At 64.6% G+C, this 22027-nt stretch carries 15 protein-coding genes; 8 read left to right on the top strand and 7 right to left on the bottom strand.

Annotated elements, in window-relative coordinates:
• Positions 1–190 precede the first annotated feature (190 nt).
• Both ACP15P_RS19155 and ACP15P_RS19150 read right to left on the bottom strand, forming a co-directional pair.
• Positions 191–1396 (bottom strand): calcium-binding protein, encoded by a 1206-nt coding sequence (locus ACP15P_RS19155; protein ID WP_424930090.1) that lies wholly within the window; start codon positions 1394–1396, stop codon positions 191–193.
• Between the two features lie 260 nt (positions 1397–1656).
• Positions 1657–3366 (bottom strand): tetratricopeptide repeat protein, encoded by a 1710-nt coding sequence (locus ACP15P_RS19150; protein WP_424930089.1) that lies wholly within the window; start codon positions 3364–3366, stop codon positions 1657–1659.
• A gap of 354 nt (positions 3367–3720) precedes the next feature.
• Between ACP15P_RS19150 and ACP15P_RS19145 the strand changes: the two genes are divergently transcribed.
• The 4 genes from ACP15P_RS19145 to ACP15P_RS19130 all read left to right on the top strand — a co-directional run bounded on the left by ACP15P_RS19145 (position 3721) and on the right by ACP15P_RS19130 (position 6774).
• On the top strand, positions 3721–4542 hold the full coding sequence (locus ACP15P_RS19145; protein WP_424930088.1) for a hypothetical protein: 822 nt from the start codon (positions 3721–3723) through the stop codon (positions 4540–4542).
• Between the two features lie 13 nt (positions 4543–4555).
• Entirely contained in the window at positions 4556–5161 is a 606-nt protein-coding gene (locus ACP15P_RS19140; RefSeq protein ID WP_424930087.1) for a hypothetical protein, read from the top strand.
• A 120-nt stretch (positions 5162–5281) separates the two neighbouring features.
• Positions 5282–6136 (top strand): class I SAM-dependent methyltransferase, encoded by an 855-nt coding sequence (locus tag ACP15P_RS19135; protein WP_424930086.1) that lies wholly within the window; start codon positions 5282–5284, stop codon positions 6134–6136.
• 29 nt (positions 6137–6165) lie between these two features.
• On the top strand, positions 6166–6774 hold the full coding sequence (locus ACP15P_RS19130; protein ID WP_424930085.1) for a DNA-3-methyladenine glycosylase I: 609 nt from the start codon (positions 6166–6168) through the stop codon (positions 6772–6774).
• Between the two features lie 240 nt (positions 6775–7014).
• Here the strand turns inward: ACP15P_RS19130 and ACP15P_RS19125 are convergent, their stop codons facing one another.
• From ACP15P_RS19125 to ACP15P_RS19115, 3 genes are all read right to left on the bottom strand, one after another.
• On the bottom strand, positions 7015–9450 hold the full coding sequence (locus tag ACP15P_RS19125) for a tetratricopeptide repeat protein (RefSeq protein ID WP_424930084.1): 2436 nt from the start codon (positions 9448–9450) through the stop codon (positions 7015–7017).
• Between the two features lie 311 nt (positions 9451–9761).
• Complete coding sequence (locus ACP15P_RS19120) at positions 9762–10757, bottom strand: sulfotransferase family protein (RefSeq protein WP_424930083.1); 996 nt, start codon at positions 10755–10757, stop codon at positions 9762–9764.
• Between the two features lie 363 nt (positions 10758–11120).
• Positions 11121–13193, bottom strand: a complete 2073-nt coding sequence (locus tag ACP15P_RS19115; protein WP_424930082.1) for a bacterial transcriptional activator domain-containing protein — start codon at positions 13191–13193, stop codon at positions 11121–11123.
• 300 nt (positions 13194–13493) lie between these two features.
• On the opposite strand from ACP15P_RS19115, the gene ACP15P_RS19110 reads away from it, so the two are divergent.
• Together ACP15P_RS19110 and ACP15P_RS19105 are read left to right on the top strand one after the other, a co-directional pair.
• Complete coding sequence (locus ACP15P_RS19110) at positions 13494–13757, top strand: spike base protein, RCAP_Rcc01079 family (protein ID WP_424930081.1); 264 nt, start codon at positions 13494–13496, stop codon at positions 13755–13757.
• A gap of 160 nt (positions 13758–13917) precedes the next feature.
• Positions 13918–18021, top strand: a complete 4104-nt coding sequence (locus ACP15P_RS19105) for a VPS10 domain-containing protein (protein WP_424930080.1) — start codon at positions 13918–13920, stop codon at positions 18019–18021.
• Positions 18022–18099: 78 nt separating this feature from the next.
• Here the strand turns inward: ACP15P_RS19105 and ACP15P_RS19100 are convergent, their stop codons facing one another.
• Both ACP15P_RS19100 and ACP15P_RS19095 read right to left on the bottom strand, forming a co-directional pair.
• The gene (locus ACP15P_RS19100; RefSeq protein ID WP_424930079.1) at positions 18100–18756 is read right to left on the bottom strand and encodes an ABC transporter ATP-binding protein; all 657 of its coding nucleotides are present in this window, start codon (positions 18754–18756) and stop codon (positions 18100–18102) included.
• A 46-nt stretch (positions 18757–18802) separates the two neighbouring features.
• A complete protein-coding gene (locus ACP15P_RS19095) occupies positions 18803–20122 on the bottom strand; it encodes a KpsE/RkpR family capsule polysaccharide export protein (RefSeq protein ID WP_424930078.1) in 1320 nt (439 codons plus the stop codon).
• Positions 20123–20270: 148 nt separating this feature from the next.
• On the opposite strand from ACP15P_RS19095, the gene ACP15P_RS19090 reads away from it, so the two are divergent.
• Entirely contained in the window at positions 20271–21074 is an 804-nt protein-coding gene (locus ACP15P_RS19090; RefSeq protein ID WP_424930077.1) for an ABC transporter permease, read from the top strand.
• Positions 21071–21841: a glycosyltransferase family 2 protein gene (locus ACP15P_RS19085; RefSeq protein ID WP_424930076.1), complete on the top strand. Its 771-nt coding sequence runs from the start codon at positions 21071–21073 to the stop codon at positions 21839–21841. The genes ACP15P_RS19090 and ACP15P_RS19085 overlap by 4 nt, the downstream gene beginning before the upstream one ends.
• Positions 21842–22027 lie beyond the last annotated feature (186 nt).

Here is a 22027-nt window from a genome sequence, read left to right as displayed (position 1 = left end):
GCCGCCCAACATTTCCGCCCTTCCCCTGAGGGCATCGCGGACCTCGGGTGGCGCAATAGCGCCTCCCGTCGTGCCGGAGGCACGCCGGTATTCATTGGCACGCCTCTGGCGTGACGGGGAGGTCGGCGCTGGCACGGCGGGGTTTCACCCCTCTGTTCCGTGCCGGGGCCAGGCTCCAGCCGCCCACGCCTCAGAGATAAAAATCGGTCCGGTTCCAGTCGCCGGCGGTGGTGGCGCCGTCATGGATGGTCATGTTGATCTCAACATCCGAGTCGATCCGGCCGTAAAGCCGCGTGTCGCCGCCGACCTCCTGAACCCAGAGCGCCCCGTCGCCCTTGAAATAGCCGTCCCAGAAACTCTGCTCACCATAAAAGGTGAAGGCGTCGTCATCCCCGCCAGCAATCGCGTCAATGCTGCGCAGGTCGATCCGGTCCCCGGTATGCCAGCCGCCCGCGCCCTCAAAATCCATGACCGTGCTGCCGCTGGTCTCGGACGCCGTGTCGAAATCGAACACGTCCTCGCCGCTGCCGCCCCACATCTCATCGGCGCCCTCACCGCCGCGCACGGTGTCGTCGCCGGCCCCGCCATGGACCAGGTCGTCGCCGTCACCGCCGCCAACGAAATCATCGCCGCTCTCACCACGTACGGTATCATTGCCGCGCCCGCCGCGCAGATGGTCATCGCCGGAATAGCCGTAGACCGTGTCGTTGCCATCCCCCCCGTTGACCGTGTCATTCCCGCTCCAGCCATCGAGGTTGTCGTCCCCGGCGCCGCCATAAACGAGATCGTCGCCGCCCCAGGCCTGCACGGTGTCATCGCCGTCGCCCACGCGGATCTCATTGGCGCCGTCGGTTCCCTCGATGTCGTCATCCCCGTCGCCGGTCATGACATTCTCGAAATTGATGAAGCTCTCGGGCGACCAGTTGGTGACACCGGTGGCGAGGCTGATCTCATAGTTGCCGTTCCAGTGCGTGGCGTCGAGCGTGTCATTGCCCGCGCCCCCGTCGAGCGTCTCGTTCGCACCGTTGCCCGCATGGATCACGTCATCGCCCGACCCGCCCCGGTAGAGACCCGCGCCGCTGGAGACGATCACGTCATTGCCGCCGCCGCCATGGACGTTGTTGGTGCCGAGATCCGCCTCGATCGTGTCATTGCCGCCCCCCCCGCGGACGTAATCATCGCCCCGGCCACCCCGGATGAAGTCGTGACCGCTGCCCCCGAACATGCGGTCATTGTCATTGCCGCCATACATCTCATCCCGGCCCGAGCCGCCATACATCGTGTCCTGACCGGCCCGGCCGCGCATGAGGTCATTGCCGCCCCGCCCGCTGATCCGGTCATCGTTACCGGTGCCGTTCAGGGTGTTGTTGCCACTGTTGCCATTGATCACCGCCATCGAAACTCTCCTTACCCCTTACAAACCGCGCCATGTAAAAACCGGCCGTGCACGGGCACGCCAGGAGCGCATTTTCTGAAATGGACCGCGGCAGACCCCCGTCAGCGCGGTTACACCCTGTTAACCACGGTCCCGCCCCCGCCGTCCGTGAGGTATTTCATGGACAAATCCCGTTTGCCCCCGGGGCCGGGCGGAGCAAACGCCCGCAAACGCTCCCCCGGCACGGAACAGCGGGACGCCAGGCCCCGGCAATGGCCCCCTCAACCGCGTCCCTCCAGCGCCTTGCGCAGTTCCTCCTCCGCCACCGCAATGAGCCTCTCATCCACCGGCCGCAGAATACCCGCCTCCCGCATCGCCCCCAGCCGCGCCACCACCTCCCGCCAGTGCGCCACCGCGTTCTCGGAATCAGCCAGCGCCAGCTTTGCGTGTGAAACCACCACATCCCGCGCCCAGTCCGCATTCGAGGGGTCGTCCCGCGCCAGCCGCTCCCGGATCTCCATGGCTTCCGTGTACGCTTCGAGCGCGCCCGCGAGGTTCCCCTGGTCGCTGCGCACGTCGCCGATTTTGTTGAGGCTGACGGAGAGGTCACGGGCGTTCGCGGCACTGGAGGGATCGACCCGGGCCAGCCGCTCCGCGATCTCCATGCCTTGCGTGTAGGCCTCGAGCGCGCCGGCCAGGTTCCCCTGGGCGCTGCGCACGTCGCCGATCCTGTCGAGGCTGACGGAGAAGTTACGGGCGTTCGCGGCACTGGAGGGATCGGCCTCCACCCGCTGCTTCGCAACATCAAGTGCCGCCTGAAAGGCGGCCACAGCCTCTGCCGTATCGCCCGCCACGATCAGAAGATCACCTTGGACCAGGGAAGCCAGCATCCGCTCCCGACTCCTTTCCGGCCACAGGGCGGCGGCCTCGCCGTAATGCGCCGCGGCCCCCGGCCGGTCGAGACGGGCGGCGGCGGCGCTGGCCAGCGTTTCCGCGATCCGCGCCCGTGTCCCGTCCTCTTCGCGTCGCCGCCTTTCCTCCTTCTCCCGCCGTGCATCCTCCCGCGCCCGGCGCGCCGCAATCCCCGCCTCATAAATCCGCCTGACCTCGCGGAGTTCCGTTTCCGCCTCCGCCAGCTCGACCATGTCCTCCCGCTCCAGCGCCGCCTGCGCCGCCTCCAGATGCGGCAGAATGTCCGGCACCTCGTTCGACAGCCCCTTCAGGTCGTCAATCTCGGTGCGCATGGTGAAAAAGTTTTTGTTGATCTCAAACAGGGCGGCCTCAAGCTGGTCGTCGGGAATCTCCCGATCGAGGATCGTTCGCGCAAACCCCAGCGACTGCGCCCGGGTCGGATCGGGACGGTTGGCCTTGCGCTCAAGTCGTTCGATCGCGTCCGCCATATCATTCAACAGCTTAAGTGTAGTTTCCGCGTGCTCGACCAGGATCCCGAGGGCCAGACCCATTTTCCAGATGATGTAGGGCTCCAGCGCCTCATAATACTCCCGGTTCTCCACCACCGCCCTGAGACTCACCTCCAGGACGCGGCGGGCATACCGGTGTGACACCGACCCGGTGGCCTCCGCCCCAAACAGCTCCGGCTCATGCCCCGCCAGCTCTCCCATCAGCCTGTCGACCGCCACGCCTGGGAACCCCTTCGACACAAAATCCTCCGCGAGGCGCTCCCGGTCCATCACGCAGCTCCCAAGATGTTTCGCCAGCGCCGCATCGGCCGCGGTCAGGTCCTCCCCCGCCGACCATTCATCCCCCTCGATCCGCAAAAACTCCGCGAACCCCTCGCGCACCGCTTTCCTGGTTTTGGCGCGTACCCGCTTACATTCCGGTCCGAACTTTTGATTTTTTTCCGCGACGAATTCGGTCAGTCCCGCCACCCCGACGGCGGTCTCAACCACGCCCGGGGGCAGGGGCATTCCCAGGGCCAGCGCGCCCAGCCCGACGCAGGCGGTGACAGCCTTCTCCAGTCCGTTTGCCATGACCCCGGGGTCACCCCAAAATTGATTTTTCCAATGGGTCGAGCATGGCGGGGTGGCCGGTGCCGCGCAACCCGTCCGTACAGGCCGTTTCCCCAGCAATCTGCGCCAAAAACAGACAAACCCCGTGCAATCTGTGCCATTTGACTCACAATCTGTGCCACTTTCCTGCAGTTCTGTGCCAAATCACGCACCGGTTGGGTCACAAACCGGCGTAAAGCGCCTCAAAAACTCCCCGGGTTTTCGTCAAAATTAAGCCGCTTTGGTAACACCCGCTTAACCAGTTTATTCCAGGTTAAGATTTGTGACTTGCCGGACGGGCCCGAGGCCCCGGCCGGTTCCTGGAGGATGACGGACATGGATACACGGGCTCCCGACAGTGCTTCGGCCGTACTTGCCGATCTTGTTGCGGCAGGGCTTGTCAGCCACGAAATGGTTGTGGACGCTGATAAAATTTCCGACGAGGCCGTGGCGCTGCGCGGGCTGTGCGCGCTGGTCTCGGGGTCGGTTTACCGTGTGGATGCCTGGCATTACGCCTTCCCGGTGACGGCTGCCGACATGGATGGCCGCCTCGGCGACCTGCCCCCCGGCGACTGGACCGACGCGCTTCAGGAGGCGCTGACCGCAAGCCTCGGCCAGGACGCCGTCTGGCTCAACGCCACCGATGTCCTGCCCGATTCAGCCGGGATTTTATCCCGCCCGCTCGCCTTTCTGCGCGCCCATGACGGGGCGGTGAACAGCGCCCTGACCGGGGCGGGTGCGGAGTTGCAAGCTATTGTAAACGCTCGATATGCCACCGAATGCGCCCATCTGACGGCCGGTGCCGGGGAGAGCGGTGACCTCGCCGCGCGGCTCGATGCGATCGAGGCCACCCAGGCCGAAATTCTCGCCCGTCTCGACCGGCCCGCGGGCCCCATGGCCGACAGCACCACCGTTGAGAAACTGACCAAAACCCTGGGCGCCCTTCTGCACCGCATCGACGCCCAGTCCGAGCTTCTGCATGAGCATATCGCCCAGGAGGACCGCGTCTCGGCCCAGCTTGCCGAGCTGAGCGAACTGGCCACCGCGCCGGCGGATTTCCAGGAAAGTCTCGGGCTGACCTTCGCCGAATTTCTTGCGCGCATGGAGCGCCAGTCCGAGCAGGACCGCGCCGCCATGCAGGTTCCACGGTTCAGCTGAAAGGAGACGTCCCATGACCCTCACGACATCCGATGACACCGACATGGACACGTCGGTCGGGGACATCCGGCGGACCCTGGCACAGCGTATTGCCCACCGAAACCGCCAGCGCGCCGAGCGCATGGCCCGCATGCATTCCGGCCCCCGCGGCCCCGTGCCGTTCGGCATCCGCAGCGCCGATGCGGGCGTTACCTCCGCACCCCGGAAAAATGATGAAATTCAGGAGGATAAGCCGGTCACGCGCACGCTCATCCACCGTGAGTTCGGACCCTCCGCCACCCATGCGGGCCGGGCCGAGGCCAATGCCGCCCTCAACGAGTTCATTGACGCCCTTCAGGGCGGGTTGAGCGGCAGCGGCGCGCCCCTGGACCGGACGGAGGAGCCGGAGAAGGCATGCGCTCCCGTCACGCCGCTCTGTGACCTGGGCCAGCTGACCGGCGCGGGTCCGGGGCTGATCTGGGCCCTGCAGCGCAAGGGTATTTCCAGCCTCGCCGACATGGCCGATCTCGATCCGGCGGACCTGACCGACCGGCTGGGCATTCTGGGTCGCATGATCCCCGCGGAAAACTGGATCCGCACCGCCCGGCAGGCCACGGGCCGGACTCTCCGGGCGGTCTGAAAAACGCATCCCCCCCACCCGGCAATGCCCGGGCTGAACCGGTCCCTTCGGGGGCCGGTTTTTTCTTGTGACGCCCCTGCGATCGGATACGCTTCCGGGAAACCGTCCGGGGGCATTGTGATGACTGGCATCAAAAACACCGCGCAGCAGCAGTTCTGGAGCGGCGATCCCGGCCAGGCCTGGGTGGCGCATCAGGCACGGCTCGATGAACTGCACACCCCGGTGGCGGAGCTTCTGCTGCGTGAGGCGGCCCCGGAGCCCGGTGCGCATGTGCTTGATATTGGCTGCGGGGCGGGGGCGACCTGTCTGCTGGCCGGGGCGCGGGTGAGCCCTGGCGGCCGCGTTCTGGGTCTTGATCTTTCGGAGCCGCTTCTGGCGCTGGCGCGCCGGCGCATTGCGGCGGCAGGGCTCGACACCGTGACGGTTGAGGCCGGTGACGCCCAGGTCCGCGCACCGCGGGGGGAGGGGTTTGACCTCGCCATTTCCCGGTTCGGAGTGATGTTTTTCGAGGATCCCGTGGCCGCGTTTCGCAATATCGCGGGGCTTTTGCGTCCAGGGGCGCGGCTGGTCTTTGCGGCCTGGGGCCCGTCGGAACACAATCCCTGGTTCGACCTGCCCATGCGGGTTGCGGTGGACCGGCTGGGGCCGGCGGAGCCGGGTGATCCCGATGGTCCGGGCCCGTTGGCCTTTAGGGACCGGGCCCGCGTGGAGGGGCTTCTGGAGGCGGCGGGGCTGTGCCATATCCGCTCCCGCGCCGTCGATACCGAACTGCCCCTCTCCGGCGGGCTGGAGGCCGCGGCGGAACTCACCCAACATGTGGGGCCGGTGAAACGGCACATGCGCGACAGGGCGGGCGATGCGGCGGACATGGCCGCGATCCTCGAGGGCGTACGCGGGTTTTTTGCGCCCTTCGTGACGGAGGCGGGGCTGCGCGTGCCCGCGCGGATCAATCTTTTTGAGGCGCGCACCGGCTGAGATGTCCGGTTCGGTCAGGGGGCAGAAAGATGACGGAGCTTTTCACGGGACCCGATGGCCGGCCGCGCTGCCGCTGGAGCGGGGGCGCGCCGGAGTTTCCTGACTATCATGACCGGGAATGGGGATTTCCGGTAGGCGATGACAGGCGCCTGTTTGAGAAACTCTGTCTGGAGAGTTTTCAGTCGGGTTTGAGCTGGCGCACCATTCTGGCCAAACGGGAGAATTTTCGCGCGGCTTTTGCCGGGTTTGACTGGCGGCACGTCGCGGAGTTTGGCGATGCCGAGGTGGAGGCGCTGCTGGCCAATGAGGGCATCATCCGTCACCGCGGCAAGATCACCGCCACCATCAACAATGCCCGGCGCATGTGTGAACTTGTCGAGGCCGAGGGCTCGCTGGCCGCGTTTGTCTGGCGGTTTGAGCCCGCGGCGGCGGATTTGGCCGCGCCCCAGAGTGTTTCGACCTCCCCGGCCTCCGTGGCGCTGTCGAAGGAGTTCAAAAAGCGCGGCTGGAAGTTCCTCGGCCCCACCACGGTGTTTGCCTTCATGCAGGCCATGGGCCTGATCAACGACCATGCCGAGGGCTGCGCCCTGCGCGCCGAGGCGGAGGAGGCCAGGCGCGGGTTCGTGCGGCCGGGGTGAGGGGGCCGTTTGGGTATGGGTTGGCCGGGTTCCGCCACCATCCCCGGCGTGTCGGCACGACGCGCCATGCCCGACTTCCCCCCAGGGAGGGCATCTCCGACGTCGGCCTCCGCTCAATGGTTTCGCGAGTTTGAGCGACATGCTCTGAACAACCGGATCGGAGCCCTCCCAAAGTCGGGCATGGCGCGTCGTGCCTCGGGGCCGTGGCAGCAGGCTGAAGCCCCCGGCTTTGGGGGGCGGTCAGTTCCCGGCAGGGGCCGTTTCCAGGGTGGTGATCTCCGCCACGCGGTCCTGCAGGAGGGCGGCGTCGGCTTCGGGAAGCGGATCGCCGGCCTCGGCCGCGGCCTGGGCGCGGGCAAAGCTTTTGCGCGCGTCGGGCCAGCGTTCCAGGGCAAACTCCACCTCACCGAGATGAAACTGCACCAGCGCGTTGCCGGGCAGGGCGGCGGCGGCGGGTTTGAGGTGGTCAATCGCCTCCTGGGTCTCGCCGCGCAGATGCAGGATCCAGCCCCAGGTGTCCTGGAACCAGGGAACATGGGAGCCCTCGAGCACCGCCGCGATCTCGTAAGCGCGCTCAAGATTGGCCGTTTCGCCCCCCGATCCGGCCAGAAGGCTCGCCAGGTTGTTGGCCAGTATCAGGGAGCCGGGGTTTTCCGCGTGGAGTTTCTCATAGATTTCCGTGGCGCCTGAAATGTCGCCCCGGGCCTCCAGAAGACCCGCGCGCATCAGCAGAAGCTCCGACGGATCGGACGCCGCATCAATGCCCGCGTTCAGAACCTCCTCCGCCTCCTCCATGCGGCCCTCAGCGGTCAGGAACTGGAAGAACTGTCCCGTGATCTCGGCGTTTTCGGGCATGCGGGCGGTCAGGTCGCGATAGAGGGTTTCGGCCTCCCCAGGGGTGCCGGCGGCGGCGTGGACCTGGGCCAGCAGGACGGTAGCCTGGATGTCATTCGGGTTTTCCGCAATGACGCCCGACAGGTAATCCGTGGCGGCCCCGGGCGTTCCGCTCGCCATATAGGTCCGGACCAGTTCGAGCATGGCGCCCGCCCCGTCATCGCCCGCCGCAAGGCTCTCAAGCAGGGCGATCCGTTCGCCGGTCCGGCCCTGGGCGGCCAGGCTTTCGGTCTCAAGCACCCCGGCCATGCCCACGGCGCCGGTTTCGCGCAGGCGGTTGACCACCTGTCCCAGCCGGGTCCAGTCCTGGCGTTCCAGGTGAATGCGGCCGAGCATGGCCAGAAGATCGGGATTTCCAGGCGCCCGGCGCAGCGCGTCGGACAGGGCGGCCTCGGCCGGTCCGGTGCGGCCCTCACCCATGAGGAAGGTGGCATAGCGCAGGGTCTCGTCCGGGCCGTGATCGGAGGCCTCAACGGCCAGGGCCAGACGCTCGCCCATCAGTTCGCGGGCGCCCTCACGCTCATGGGCCTGGGCCATGATGGTCAGGATTTCGGGATCGCGCGGAGCCCGGGTCAGGGCGGTGCGCATGTCGCGGATGGCCTCGGCCGGGCGGTTTTCCGCGATCAGGCTGCGGGCGCGCATCTTGAGGGCCGCCACATGGTTCGGGTCCCCCTCAAGCACCTGGGCCACCAGGGCCGCGGCTTCCGCCTCCTGACCGGTGGCCGCGTACATCTCCGCCAGGGCGGCCTGCAGGTCGCGGATCTCGGCGGAGGGCTCGGCCCCGTCGATGATGCCCTCCAGGGCGGCAATGGCCTCGTCCGCCCGACCTTCGGTGAAATCGAGCCGGGCGCGGGCGCGCTGGTAGGGGGTGGGTTTGGCTTCCGTGGCGATCAGGCGGTCAAGCTCCGCGCCCGCGGCTTCCGGGCCGTTCATCTCGTAGAGAAACTGCACGACGGTCAGTTTCGGGCCTGGGCTGTCGGGGGTGGCGGCGGCAATGTCGCGCAGAACGGCTTCCGCACCGGCGGTGTTGCCCTGTTGCAGATGCCACTGCACCAGAGCCTGGCGCACGCCCTCATTGGCGGGGAAAAGCCGGGCCATTGTTTCCAGCTGGGCCCCGGTTTCACCGGTCCTTTCGAGATCCTCGAGAATGGACAGCCGGGCCAGATGCAGCCCCTCATCCTCCGGGTTCAGCGCGAGGGAGGCGTCCACATGAGCAAGTGCCGTTTCGGGATCATCCGCGTTCAGGCTGTCGGCAATCAGGATCATGCCGGCCAGAATGTTGCCCGGCGCGTCCTCGAGCACGCTTTCGGCCTCGGCAACCGCCGCCGCCCGGTCGGTGTCGTTGCGGTAGTCCACCGTGGCCTGAACCGCGCGGACCATGGGATCATCCGGGGCAATGGCCGCGGCGCGGGCGGCATGTACCGAGGCGGTCTCAACATCCTGGACCTGGAGGCTGATTTCGGCCAGGGCCCGGTGGGCGGCAAGGTTTTGCGGATCAAGCTCGACCACCCGCAGGTAATGGCCGATCGCGCCTTTCAGGTCGTTGCGCGCCCGCAGGATCGCGGCGTATTCCGCAAGGGCGGGGGCATGGGCGTCATTGAGCCGGAAGACGTTGCGAAACTCGATAAAGGCCCGGTCCGGATCACCCTCCGCCAGAAGTTCCATGCCACGCTGGTAGTGGTTTTCCGCGCGTTCCTCGGCGGTGTCACAGCCGCTCAGCCCGAGGCTGAGGGCAAGGCCGAGGGCCAGGGTCACGGAAGCGGGTCGGGTCGGAAACGGCATTGGATACTCTTTCTCGCGGCCATGAGGGCCGGTCCGGCATCTGTTTCGGGCCACACCCGGGTTCGGGCGTGCCTTTCCAGGCAGTTATCGCACAAAAACCCAACAATATGTAAATAACGCTTCCGTACGGGCCGCGGGAGCGGGCCAAAAAACAACTGCGCAGCCGGGGGGACCGACCGCGCAGAAAAGGGCGCCGAATGGGGGTAAAAGCGCCTTGAGCCGTTTCGGTCAGCGGGATCGGCCTTTTCGCATCACCCGACGATCGAACGCAAAACGTGAAGGTTGATGTTCCGGCCGGTGGCCGAAACGCCTTAATCCGTGATTTCCCAGTCCGCTGCGGAATAGAACCGGTCCGCCATGGTGGCGGTGGCCCGGCGGATGTCGGTCAGCTCATCGGGGCTGAGCCGTTTCCGGTAGCGCGTGATGCTGTCCCTGCTGCTCCGTCTGGTGGCCCTCTTGTTGTGATAGAGGGACAGACGGCCAAGGGTGCCGCTGTTCTCGGTATACTGCTTCAGGTCGTTTTCCACCGCCGGGCTGAAATCGAGACCGAGACTGTCAAAGACCGCGCGGAACTCCTGTTCGGGATCGCGGGAGAGGTCCTCGTGGCGCACGAAAATCCAGTCGGGATGCTCGCGGGAGAGCAGGCTGATGTGGTAGTGCAGCATGTTCCACAGAAGACAGCCCGAGGCCACGCCATCCAGCGGGGTTTCGCAGGCCTGGTGAACGCGGTCCCGGAAGGGGGCGAGACGTTCCTCCATCAGCTGCGGCTGGTCGCGGAAGACCTCGAAGGGCACGTGATGCCAGCCGGCGGCCCGCAGGCTGGCCACGAAGGCGGCCGGGTGCCGGATGACCACCACCACCTTCGCGTCGAAGCGCGAGGCGATCCAGTCGGAGGAGAACACCGCCAGGGGGTCTTTCAGAACCACGCGGGCGTTCCGCTGGCGCATGGTCTGGAAATAGGTCAGGTCGCGGGCCATGCGGGCAAAATCCCTGGGCGTACGGATCCGGCGCATTTCCGCACCGTGGCTGTATTTCCAGGAGAGCGTGTCCCGCAGGGGATCGAGGTAGTACTCCTCGTTATCCGCCGTGACATAGGTGAAGGCGTGGTGAAACCGCGCACGGCACTGACCCGGGGGGCAGTTCTTGTTGAAGGGTTCGTAGATGTAGCCGGAATCCCTGTCGAGGGAGAGCACGTTGCCAACCCAGGTTGAACCTGACCTTGGCGCGCCGGTTACGAGTATGGGCCTTTTGGAATCCGCCCGGATATCCAGCCCAGACGGATCTCTCCGCTGTTCCAAGTCCAACATTTTTTCAGCCTCAATTTTTTCTTATTTTTTTGGTTATTAACCAAACCCTAGCACAGCCCTGGCGCGCAAACGCAATCGAATTCCGATGCGGCTCTCCGGTGGGCGAAAATCCGCCTATGCCTTTGGCAAGGGCCTCCGGACCGGAAACTTCCAAACACCGGGGCGCATCAAAAACCGGGTCCAATCCTCTGGTATGTCCCGATTTCTTCGGGACTGTCACATATGTGGGCACGGCGGGTGCGGGGCTTTTCGCGGCCGCGCGGCCTGGGCGGCAAAATCCGGCTCTGCCTTGATTTTACTCAACTGCAAATTGTTCTGCCTCCTGCGGTGCAGGCTTTTGGAAAACCCCTCTTTCGCCGTTTCTCACCGGCCTCCGGAAAGCTCATCCGTGACCAGGGTTCCGTCACCGGACCGGCGCAAAACGTGTGCCACGGGTTCCGTGCGCTGCGGCGTGCCGTCGGGGTGTCTGGTCAGAATCCGTTCTCCCGCCTCCGTGTAGTCATCCTGTCGCTCGCCACGGTAACGCGTCCAGCCTGCGGAGGTTCCGTCGGGGTCCCATTTAAATTCGTCGCGCCAGTCCATACCGGCGAAAAGCTGCGGATCGGCATGAACCTCCGCATGGGAGGGGGCCATGTGATCAATGGAGGTGATGCGTGGCGTGCCATCGGGGGCGGTCGCGTAGGTCCGTTTCTGATGGGCTGGGAAATACCAGCTCAAAATGGCGGGCGCGCTGTCATGGGTGCCGTTATGGGCAAAGACGCCGATATCCACGCGGGAGGTGGTGATCCGCACCTCATCGGAGATCTGGAACGGGTCGTGCCAGTCGATGGTGATGCGGGCCTTTTGCCCGTCCTCCAGGGGCTCAATCGTAATTTTTTCCGGATCGCCCTGCAGGATGCTCCAGGAAAACTCCAGCGGATTTCCGTTGATGTCGCGGCTGTCGCCCGCGTCCAGGATCATGGTGCGGCGGCCGGTTTTCGAGCGCCAGATGCGGGCAATGGAGGCGGGGGTGTCGAAAAGCCTCTCGCTCAGGCCCTGGCCGAAGAAATCGATGCCCTCAACACCCAGCTCCTCCGTTTCCACGCGGAAACGCACCTCGGCGGGAATGGTGTCCGGGGTGATGGCATTGGCAAGACTGACCATGCGCGCGAGGTTGATCTGATGACCGGCAAACACCGCCGGATGCGCCGCGCCGCTAAAGTAGCTCCCGCGGGAGCGCACGTTCTGCAGGGAGCGGCGGAACACCATCTGCACCGTGGGCACGATCATGTTTTCCGCGATCAGCCGTTCCTTGGTCTCCGGGGTAAAGGCGGCCAGGATCATGGCCACGGCTTCCATGAAGGGTTTGTCCGAGTATGAGGAGCCGTGGGAGATCAGAATATGTGGCGAGTTGGCCGGGAACAGGTCGCCGTTCTTCTCCGTGAAATCCTTGTGGGAGGGATAGATGTAGAGATGGTTGGCCGAGGCCTCCTGCCAGATCCGCATGGGACCGGTGCCATCGGGGCTCGTCATGGCGTAGCGCGGCTGGCTGCGCCAGAACGGGCCGTTCGTAAAGGCGGTGGAGGAGTTGCCGAGGGTTGGGCGGTCGAAGAGGTATTCCCCGGCCAGCCCGTAATCGGTGCCGGCTTTTTTCGCGGCGTCGCCATAGACCACATGGGTGAGCTGCGGATGTGCCTCCGGGCGCAGGGCCGAGTGTCCCCGGTCCCGGTTGTCGTAGAGGTCGCCATGGTTGCCGGCGGCCCGGTCCTGGCGGGCATGTTCGCGCAGAATTTCGTAGGCGGCCGATTTCGGCGTGGAGGGAAGGACCGGGCCGAAGGGCGCGTCGGGGAAGCTGAAGCGGGGCTCAAGTCGCTCGCTCGCCGGGTTCCAGGTCGTGTTCGCGGCGGTCACCGGGGCGCGGGTTTCCGTGAGGGGGGCGGGTTCAGCGGAGTGCGGGGGCTCCGATGGCGGGGTCCGCAAAAGGGCCGCATAGTCCGCGCCGAGCTCCGGATCCCCGGCGAGAGGCGACAGCAGGGGGTCATCGGCCACATCGCGCATGTCGAGACCGCCCGTGGTGACGGCCTCTTTGAGCTGTTCAAGCGCTTCCGTCCTGTCCCCAGTCAGCATGGCGAGTGCGGCGCGGCTGGTGCGCAGGCCGCCATCCCTGGGGTAGCGGGCAATCCAGGCGTCAAGGATGCGGGCCGCAGCCTCCGGATCCCCGGCCTGGATCTCCTCCACGGCCGAGCGGGTGGCGGCGATAATCCGCGGCATGGCAAAGAGCCGCGCGGCCACCTGCGGATCGGGTTCCGTCAGCGCGGTCTGGGCTGGCGCGACGGCGCGTGGTTCCGGCCGGGGAGGCTGCTCCGTGTCCTGGGCCTGGGCTGCCAGGGCGAGAGCGAGCAGAATGGCCGTGGCCGGCGGGATCAGCCAGGATTTCCCCGCTGCCGGGATGCGCACCGTTATTTCCTTTCTCGTGGGCCGGACCGGCACAATACCGGGAATTGGCGCGGAGGAAAGCGGGAGTGTTGCGCGGTGTGGCGGGGCCGCGTCCGCTGCTCTGCGAAGCTTCCATTTTTGGGCCATTTGCGGTAAAAAGAAGGGTGTTGGGATCGCGTCCGCAGGGCGTGATCCATCCGGGCCGCCCAGGCAGTATCAGATCGCGAGCTGGCATCCTGCGGCATGGTTTGGGCCCGGACTTCCCCGTAAACCCCTCTTCAGTACAGCCGTGATGTCATGCCGCCCGTCCAGGGGACATCCATGAACGACATCTTCGACAGCCATACGCGCAGCCTGACCTCCCCACCTGAAAACGGCACGGCGGTGATCCCGGACAGTTCCACGGATCTCGTTCATGTCACCCGCGCGATTTACGTGGGCGGTGGGGGCGATCTGGCGCTGCGTCTGCTGGACGGGACGGATCTGGTCTTTGCCAATGTTGCCGCCGGATCGCTTTTGCCGATCCGGGCGGCACGGGTGCTGGCGACGGGGACCACGGCCACACGGATTGTGGGGCTGTGGTAAGGGGCCGCCCGCATGAATGACCGCTGTTTTCAGTGAGGTGACACTGAAAATGGCCGCGGCGCATGTCCGCAATACGCGCACATGTGCCACAGGGGGGAGCTTTCACGAATACGCATATGCCTGCCAATCCCTTTTCTTTCGAAAATCAGGAAATCAGATAGTGAATGCAGCGATAAATTTCAGCAAAGAAGGCGTAAGTTTCAGTTTTACGGGCGAGGGGGTCGCCATTGATCCCGAAACCGGTCTTGTCTCCATTTCTTCGGCGGCACTGGCCGGGGGGGTCGATATTGAGGTGAGCGCATCGGGGGACAGCGGTCCGGTCTCGGGCCGGTTCAGTCTGGTGATGCCGGACATCACGCCGGCTCCGGTTCTGGTGACGGCGTTTGAGGATCAGACGCTTGTTCTGGGCGGAAAACCGGTCGTGATTGCCGCGGCCGGGTCATTTTCCGGTGAAAATCTGGCATTTGAAATTTCCGGACGCGGGGCGGTGATTGACTCCGTCACCGGTCTGGTCACCATAGCGGCCGATGAGCTTATTGATGGTGAAACGGTTACCGTGACGGCTTCCAACCCAGGCGGCAGCGCCACCGGCAGTTTTGAGCTGTCCGTCTCGGCGGCGGCCCCGGCCGCAGTGAAGGAGCCGGTCCTGTCGGGCACGGGTGTCATTGGACAGGCCCTGACCGTTTCGGGCGACGTGTGGAGCGGGGCGCCCGCGCCGGAGGTGTCCATCCGCTGGTTCCGCGATGGCGTGGAAATTTCCGGGGTGGGGGGCCGTGAATACACGCCTGTTTCCGACGATGACGGTCGCGCCATCCTGGCGGAGGTGACCGCGCGCAATGCGGGCGGTGAGGCCGTGGTGCGCACCTCCTCCGTGACCGCGGTGCATGCCGCTCCGGAGGTGACGGGAGAGCTTGCGGACATTTCCGCGACGCGCCTGAGCGGCCCGGTTCTGGTTGATGCGGCGGCGGTTTTCTCAGGTGAGGACCTGAGCTGGTCGGTGAAGGGGGCAGGGGCCTCCATCGATGCGGAGACCGGGACCGTCAGCGTGCCGACCGGATCGGTCGTGGACGGTCTTGCGGTGCGCGTGACCGCGGAAAACTCCGGTGGCGCGGCCACGGCGGAGTTTCTGGTTACCGTATCCGAGAAGCTGGTGCTGCCCGTTCTTCTGACGGCGCCGGTCCTGGTGGGCACGGCAAAGGTCGGCCAGGCCATGAGTGTCTCCGAGGGGACCTGGAGCGGGACGCCCATGCCGGCTTTCGGCTTTCAGTGGCTGTGTGACGGGGAGCCGGTTGAGGGTGCGACCGGACGCGAGTTCACCCCGGAAGCCGATTTGGACCTGAGGGAGCTGTCCTGTCAGGTCACCGCGACCAACACCGCTGGCGCGGCCCTTGAGGAGACCGCATCCCTGACGGTGACCCATGTGGCGCCCGAACTGGTGGGTGAGCTGTTCGAGGAGGTCGTCGACCAGGGCTCCGGCCCGCTTGAGGTTGAGACGGCGCCCGTGTTTTTCGGGGAGAACCTCAGCTATGAGGTGGCCGGCGCCGGAGCGCGGATTGACGCGGAAACCGGTCTGCTCACCATCTCAACGGCTGCGCCGCTGGATGGGGAAAACATCACCGTTACGGCGAAAAATTCCGGCGGCGAGGTCTCCGGCAGCTTTATGGTGACGGTCGAGGAATTGGAAGTGGTCACCCCGGAACCCCCGGCCGAGGACCAGTGGAAACTTCTTGAGAGTGTCTGGGCCCCGGCCGGTCAGGAGGAAACCTTCCGGCCCATGGTCTGGATCGACCCGGAACTGCAGGTTCATGAGGCGCAGTGGACGACCAGCGGTCAGGTGCCCGCCCTCGAAAACCATTGGGAGACCCTGGCCCCCACCGGTGAGCCCAATCAATACGTCACCGCGATGCTCAATCAGGGGACGGGTGACTGGGATCTCTTTGCCGATGGCACCAAACGGCAGGGCCAGTTCCGGATCCGGTACCGCGACCAGGCCGACGGGGAATGGTCCGAGGAGGCCCAGGCGCGTACGGTGCAGCAGCCCGTACCCGAGCCGCCGAAGCCGGAAGAGGAGGGGGCCTGGAAGCCGTTCTTCTTCGCCTCAAAAGACGCCTATGACGACCAAAAGACCTACCGTTACGGCAAGTCCGGCTACCAGCTTCAGTTCATGCACTGTGGCGACCGCAGCCCGGTCAATCCCGACAAGGCCTGTTTCGGTCAGGACGTGTCCGGTCTCTGGACGACCAAAAACGCCTCCGACGAGTATCCCGTCTGGGGTCTGCCGCGGCATGCGGGCATCGGCAACCGGTATTCGGTCAGCGTCAAATTCGACCCGACCATCGAGGACCGGCTGATTTTCCTGGTCTCGGACCAGTCCCGGGGCAATTCGGGCGGCGGTATTTACGTGTCCGATGACTTTGGTGAAAGCTTCCGCAAGGCGCTTGAGATCACCGCGGTGCCTGGCGGTTCCTCCTCGGCCTATGGCGGGTATTACCGGGCCTGGCGTGAGCTGATCGCCTTCGATCCGGCCAATCATGACCGCTGGTACGTGTTCAATCCGGAGGACATTTCCTCGAACGGTGCGGGTGGTGAGGTCTGGCAGTCCACCGACCGGGGTGAGACCTGGACGAAGATCAGTACCGATCCCGAAAGCAAGGGCATGGGCCGGTGCTGGAAAATCGCCTTCTCCGGCAGCGACATTCTGGCCGCCTGTGACGAAGGTTTGTGGCGCTCGACCAATGATGGCAAAACCTGGACCAAACAAAGCCCCAGCGGGCTGCCGGACGGCCGTGCCACCTCCATGGACATCAACCCCGACAACGGCAATGACATCCATGTGGTCGTGCTCAACAAGGGGCTTTACCGCAGCACCGACGGCGGCCGGTCCTTCAAGGCGGTCAAAACCGGAAACTACAACCAGATCTTCATTTCCACGGCGGACCGGGACGTGCAGTATCTGGTGGCGACCAACCAGCTGGAGAACAAAAACATTGTCAGCCAGAAGGCGCAGGTGTCCACAAATGGCGGCAACAGCTGGTCGAATATCGAGCTGAGCACCAACACCTATGGCTGGGAATTCCCCAACTGGCAGAACAAGTTCAACAACAAGGTCAGCAACAATATCGAGCTGCAGAGCGGAATTCTGCCCCATCCGGGCAAACCGCTGGAGGCGATTGCCACGACGAAGTGCATGTTCTTCCGCACGACGGACGGCAAAAACTTCCTCAACCGCAGTGATGGCGTCGACAACCTTGGCTCGGGCCATGCCAATGTGGGCAACATCCTGTTTGATCCAAACAATCCGGACCGGATGGTGTTCAACATTTATGATTACGGCGCCTATGTGACCGAAAACGGCGGTCTGTGGTTTGAGCGGCGCAGTGCGGGCAACACGGGTCTGGCCAGCCATATTTCCGGCCAGTATTCGGGATCCTTCAGTCCGGACAACCCCAACCACCTGATCACCACCTATGGCCAGTATTCGGCCGACAGTGCCGTGGCTTTTACCAAGGATTTCGGGAAAAACTGGACCCGCCCCCCGGTCATTATCAATGACAAGGATGGTGGCAAGCCGCACATGACCTTTGCCTCCTTCTCGCTGGTACCTGGCGAGGGCAACTGGATGTATACCGACCATCACGTCTCCAGTGATACCGGCGCCACATGGTCGACCTGGGCCAGCCGCGGAACGGGCTTCCCCTCCGGGTATGACGCCAAGGTCGTGGCCTGCTCGCATCAGGATGGAAAGGTTCTCTATGCGGTAAACGCCAGTCAGGACAGGGTCTACCGGACCTCGAACCGGGGCGGCAGCTGGTCCCTCTACACCACTTTCGGCACCTCGCTGAAGAGCCAGCGCCAGCCGCAGTCCTTCGCGCTCAGCCCGGTGGATGACAGTGTGATCTACTGGTGGCGGCGCGATTCCGGTCTGATGCGGTTTGACGGAAAAACCACCACCGCCCTCGGCACGGACCTGAAGGGTCTGAATATGGTCAAGGTCCGCATCGATCCGCGCAATCCGGATCTGATCTATCTTCTGGCCGGTGCCAACGGACGGCCCATGGTCTTCCGGTCGGTGGATGCGGGCCGGACGTTTGAGGACATCAGTGGCAATCTGCCGCTTCTGAATTCGCACAAGGGGCTGGAGGTCTGCCCGCATCACGGCATCGTCTTCGTGATTGGCACGACCGGCACGCGCTTTATCGCACCGCCCAATCCCACGGCGGATGCAAAGGCGCGCGTGGAACACTGGACCGGGCTTTTCGGCTGATTTTCACGGGTCCCTGACGGGACAGCCAGGGAAGGGCCGCCTGCCGGGCGGCCCTTTTTTCTGTGACGGGGCGGGGGCTCACCCGCCCATGTTCGAGCGGTGGAAATCCACCGCCTGGCCGATATCGCTGAACCAGCGGGCCTCACCGTTCTCGATCACCAGGCCACTGGTGCAGTAGGCCCGGATGGTGTTGACCGAGTGGGACACCATCAGAACGCCGGCATTGCTCAGCCGGTTTTTGAACATGTGCAGGGACTTCTTCTTGAAGGCGGTGTCGCCCACGGCGGTGATTTCATCCACGAGGTAGAAGTCAAACGAAATGCCCATGGACATGCCAAAAGCCAGACGCGCCTTCATGCCCGAGGAATAGGAGCGCAGGGGCATGTTCATGAACTCCCCCAGTTCCGCGAAATTCTCCACGTAGGAGACCAGTTCATCCGTGTCGACGCCGTAGATCCGGGCCACGAAGCGCACGTTCTGCGCCCCGGTCAGGTCCTTGTGAAAGCTGCCCTTGAAGCCCATGGGCCAGGAAATCGAGCCATGGCGCAGAATTTCACCCTCATTGGCCTTCACGGTGCCCGCGATCATGCCCAGAAGGGTGGATTTTCCCGCGCCGTTGCGGCCCAGAATGCCGACCCTGGCACCGGCGGGAATGGTCAGGTTCAGCCTGTCCACGATCGTTTTGCGGCCCCGCTGGGTGTGATAGTATTTTGAGACGTTGCGAAACTCGATCATGGGACGGGATGTCCAGGCAGTGGCACCGGTGCGGGCATGGCCCCGCTCACCGGTTGTCCCGCACGTTGTAGAAGATCAGCAGGAAAATGCTCCAGCCCATCAGCAGAAACAGCCCCGTGAGGCCGGAGAGGACAAAGCGGCGCGGATAGAGCGAGCTTTCGGCCAGGGTGGGCTCCACATGGGCGGCAAGATAGCGCGACTGGCGCCGCGCCTCGGCCCGGGCGGCGGCAAGACCGGCAAGGGTTTGGGTGAAGGCCGCATTGGCAAATTCCAGATTGACCCGCAGTTCCTCATAGCGTCCCACCACATCGGGCAGCGAACCTGGCAGGCCCGTGAGGTCCAGTGAGCTGCGTTCCTCCTCGATCTGTTCCGTAATTGCCGTGATGCGCCGGTTGGCCTGGATCACGCGCTGGTCGGATTCGGCCGCATAGGAGAGGATCACGTCCCGGTCCACGAGCGCCGCGGCCAGCTGTTCCTGCAGGGCGCTGAGCAGCCCAACCTGCCCGGCCACGTCCGCCGTAGGGTCGACGATGTTGTACTGGCGCCGGAAATCCGTGAGGTCCTGACGGTACTGGCGCAGGGTCTCCTCGGCCTCGGCCAGTTCCTCCCGGGCAAAGCGCACGGCATCCTCCCGGGCCTGCTGGGCCAGGCGGTTCACGAGATCGCTGGAATGCTCGAGCACGGTACTGGCGATCAGTCTGGCATCCTCCGGCGTGAAGGCCCGGGCCTGGACCTGAACGATGCCGGCGGCGGAGTTCAGGCTGACATCGAGCATGCGTTCCCAGTGGGCCTGCAGCGCCTCAATGGAGGGATCGTCGCCAAGGGTGAAAAACGGATCGTTCTCCGCGCGGTTGTAGATGGCGCGCAGATCGATTTCCGCGTCAATTTCCCGGACGATTTCAGGACTGCGGATGAACTCGAACAGAATGTCCGCATCCGAAGCCGTGCCACCGCCGATCTGTGTGAGCGCCCCCAGAAGGCCGGCCGAGGCCGCACTGGATTCCTCCGAGCGGATCGAGAAGGCCATGTCCGAGTGATACTGGTCCGCGGCCCGGGTGAAGAGATACCACACCGCGACCAGGAAGGGTGCCAGCACGACCAACACAAAACTGGCCATCGCCACCCGGTGCCGGGGGCGGGGGGCGGCCTGGGCGGGCGTTTCCGCCGCGGCCTCCTGCTGGTGTGCGGTTTTGCGGCGCCGTTTGCGCCGGCGCCGGCGCCGCGGTTTGCTTTTTGCACTCGTTTGGGGGCTGTTCTCCGCATCCCCGGCCTCAGCCGTATGTTCGGCGTCAACCGGTTCCGTTGTCGCGTCGGCCGCCCCGTCCTGGGCCGCGGGTGCCGGACGGGAATCCGAAGGTGGCGTCATCAGCCCTCTCTGTGCCAGGAGCCCGGATCCCGCATGAACCCAGGCCCGTCGGCAAACTTGTCATTTCACTTAACGCGGGTTTACAACCGGGCGGAAATGAAAGCAAACCCCGGCAGCGGCCCGGGATGAAACGGGGAATTTTGGATCAATGCGGACGGCATCGCCTTCCCCACCCCTCAGGGGCCATCCGCGCTTCCAGCGCCTGCGGGTGATCACGGCCCTGATGCTGCGGGAAATGACCTCGACCTATGGCCGTTCGGTCGGCGGCTATTTCTGGGCCATCGCCCAGCCTCTGGGAGGCATTGTGCTTCTGGCAGTGGCTTTCAGTCTCGCACTGCGCAGCCCGCCGCTCGGGACGAGTTTCATCCTGTTCTACTCCACCGGCATGCTGCCCTTCAGCACCTTCAACGTGATGTCCAACGGTGTGTCCTCGGTGATCACTTCCAACCGTGGGCTGCTGAGTTACCCCGTGGTCACGGCTGTTGATGCGGTCCTGGCCCGGTTTCTGCTCGATCTGATCACCCAGGGCATTATTTCGCTGATTTTGCTGTGGGGGATTGTTCAGGGCCTGGGCCTGCATATCAATCTGGATCTGCTGGTGGTGGTGCGGGGCATATTTTTTGCCGCCGTGCTGGGCGCCGGGATCGGGACCCTGAACTGCGTTCTGTTCGGTTTTTTCCCGACCTGGAAAAACATCTGGGCCATGCTGACCCGGCCGCTGTTTCTGGTCTCGGCCATTCTCTACATCTATGAGGACGCGCCCCAGGCTTTTCAGCAGGTCATGTGGTTCAACCCCCTGGTGCATCTGACCGGCAGCACCAGATCGGGCGTGTTTGGCGCCTATGACCCGCAATACATTTCCTTCACCTATGTGCTGGGAATTGCCCTGGGAAGTTTTGTGATCGGCACCTGGCTTCTGCGCCGGCACGAGAGCTTCCTGATCGAGCAATGAGCACACCCAGGGTTTCGGTGGTAACACCGGTCTACAACGCGGTGCGGACGCTTGAGGCGACCGTGGCCTCGGTTCAGGCACAGACCATGTCCGACTGGGAAATGTTCCTTATCGATGACGGCTCGGACGATGGCTCAGCGGAGCTGGCCCGTGCGCTGGCTGACAGGGATCCGCGCGTTCACCTGCTGGGCTGGAAGGACAACCGCGGGGCGGCCGAGGCGCGCAATGCGGGGATCCGGGCGTCCCGGGGGCGGTACATCGCGTTTCTCGATGCGGATGATCTCTGGCGGGCTGAGAAACTGGCGGTGCAGCTCGACCATATGGAGACCACCGGTGCCGGGTTCGTGTTTTCCGCCTACCGGCGCATGGATGCAAAGGGCAATCCGCTGGGCCGGGTCCAGGTTCCGGAACAGGTCACACATGCCATGCTTTTACGCGAGAACATGATCGGCTGTCTGACGGCCGTTTATGATACGGCTCATTTCGGGCGGGTTGAGATGCCGCTTCTGCGCCGGCGCCAGGATTACGGGCTCTGGCTCCGGCTTTTGGAAACCGGAGCCGAGGCGCATGGGATCACCGAGGTTCTGGCCGATTACCGGGTGGGCGGCGGCTCCCTGTCCTCAAGCCGGACGGCCGCCCTGGCCGCCAACTGGACGCTCTACCGTGAGGTCGCGGGACTGGGCCGGTTTCGCGCCGCCACGCATGTGGGCGGCAACGCGGCCCGCGTGATCCTCCGCCGCCTGAGGGCGCGGTGGCGCACGGGGTAAAAGAGGCGGAACCCAATTTTCAACATAATGATGATTATATGTAGAAAGCGTACAGCCTAAATTTCGACAAAAGTTTGGTGTGGCGGAACGCTTTAGATAGAGAGGCCGGCCACCGCTAAAGCGCGAATCTTCATCTTCGTATGCCAGAAACGGTCGTCTTTGCCACAGTAAAGCAAAAATCCACTT

Source organism: Amaricoccus tamworthensis, from assembly GCF_049800875.1.
Lineage (GTDB): Bacteria > Pseudomonadota > Alphaproteobacteria > Rhodobacterales > Rhodobacteraceae > Amaricoccus > Amaricoccus tamworthensis.
This window is presented reverse-complemented; position numbering and strand designations above follow the sequence as displayed.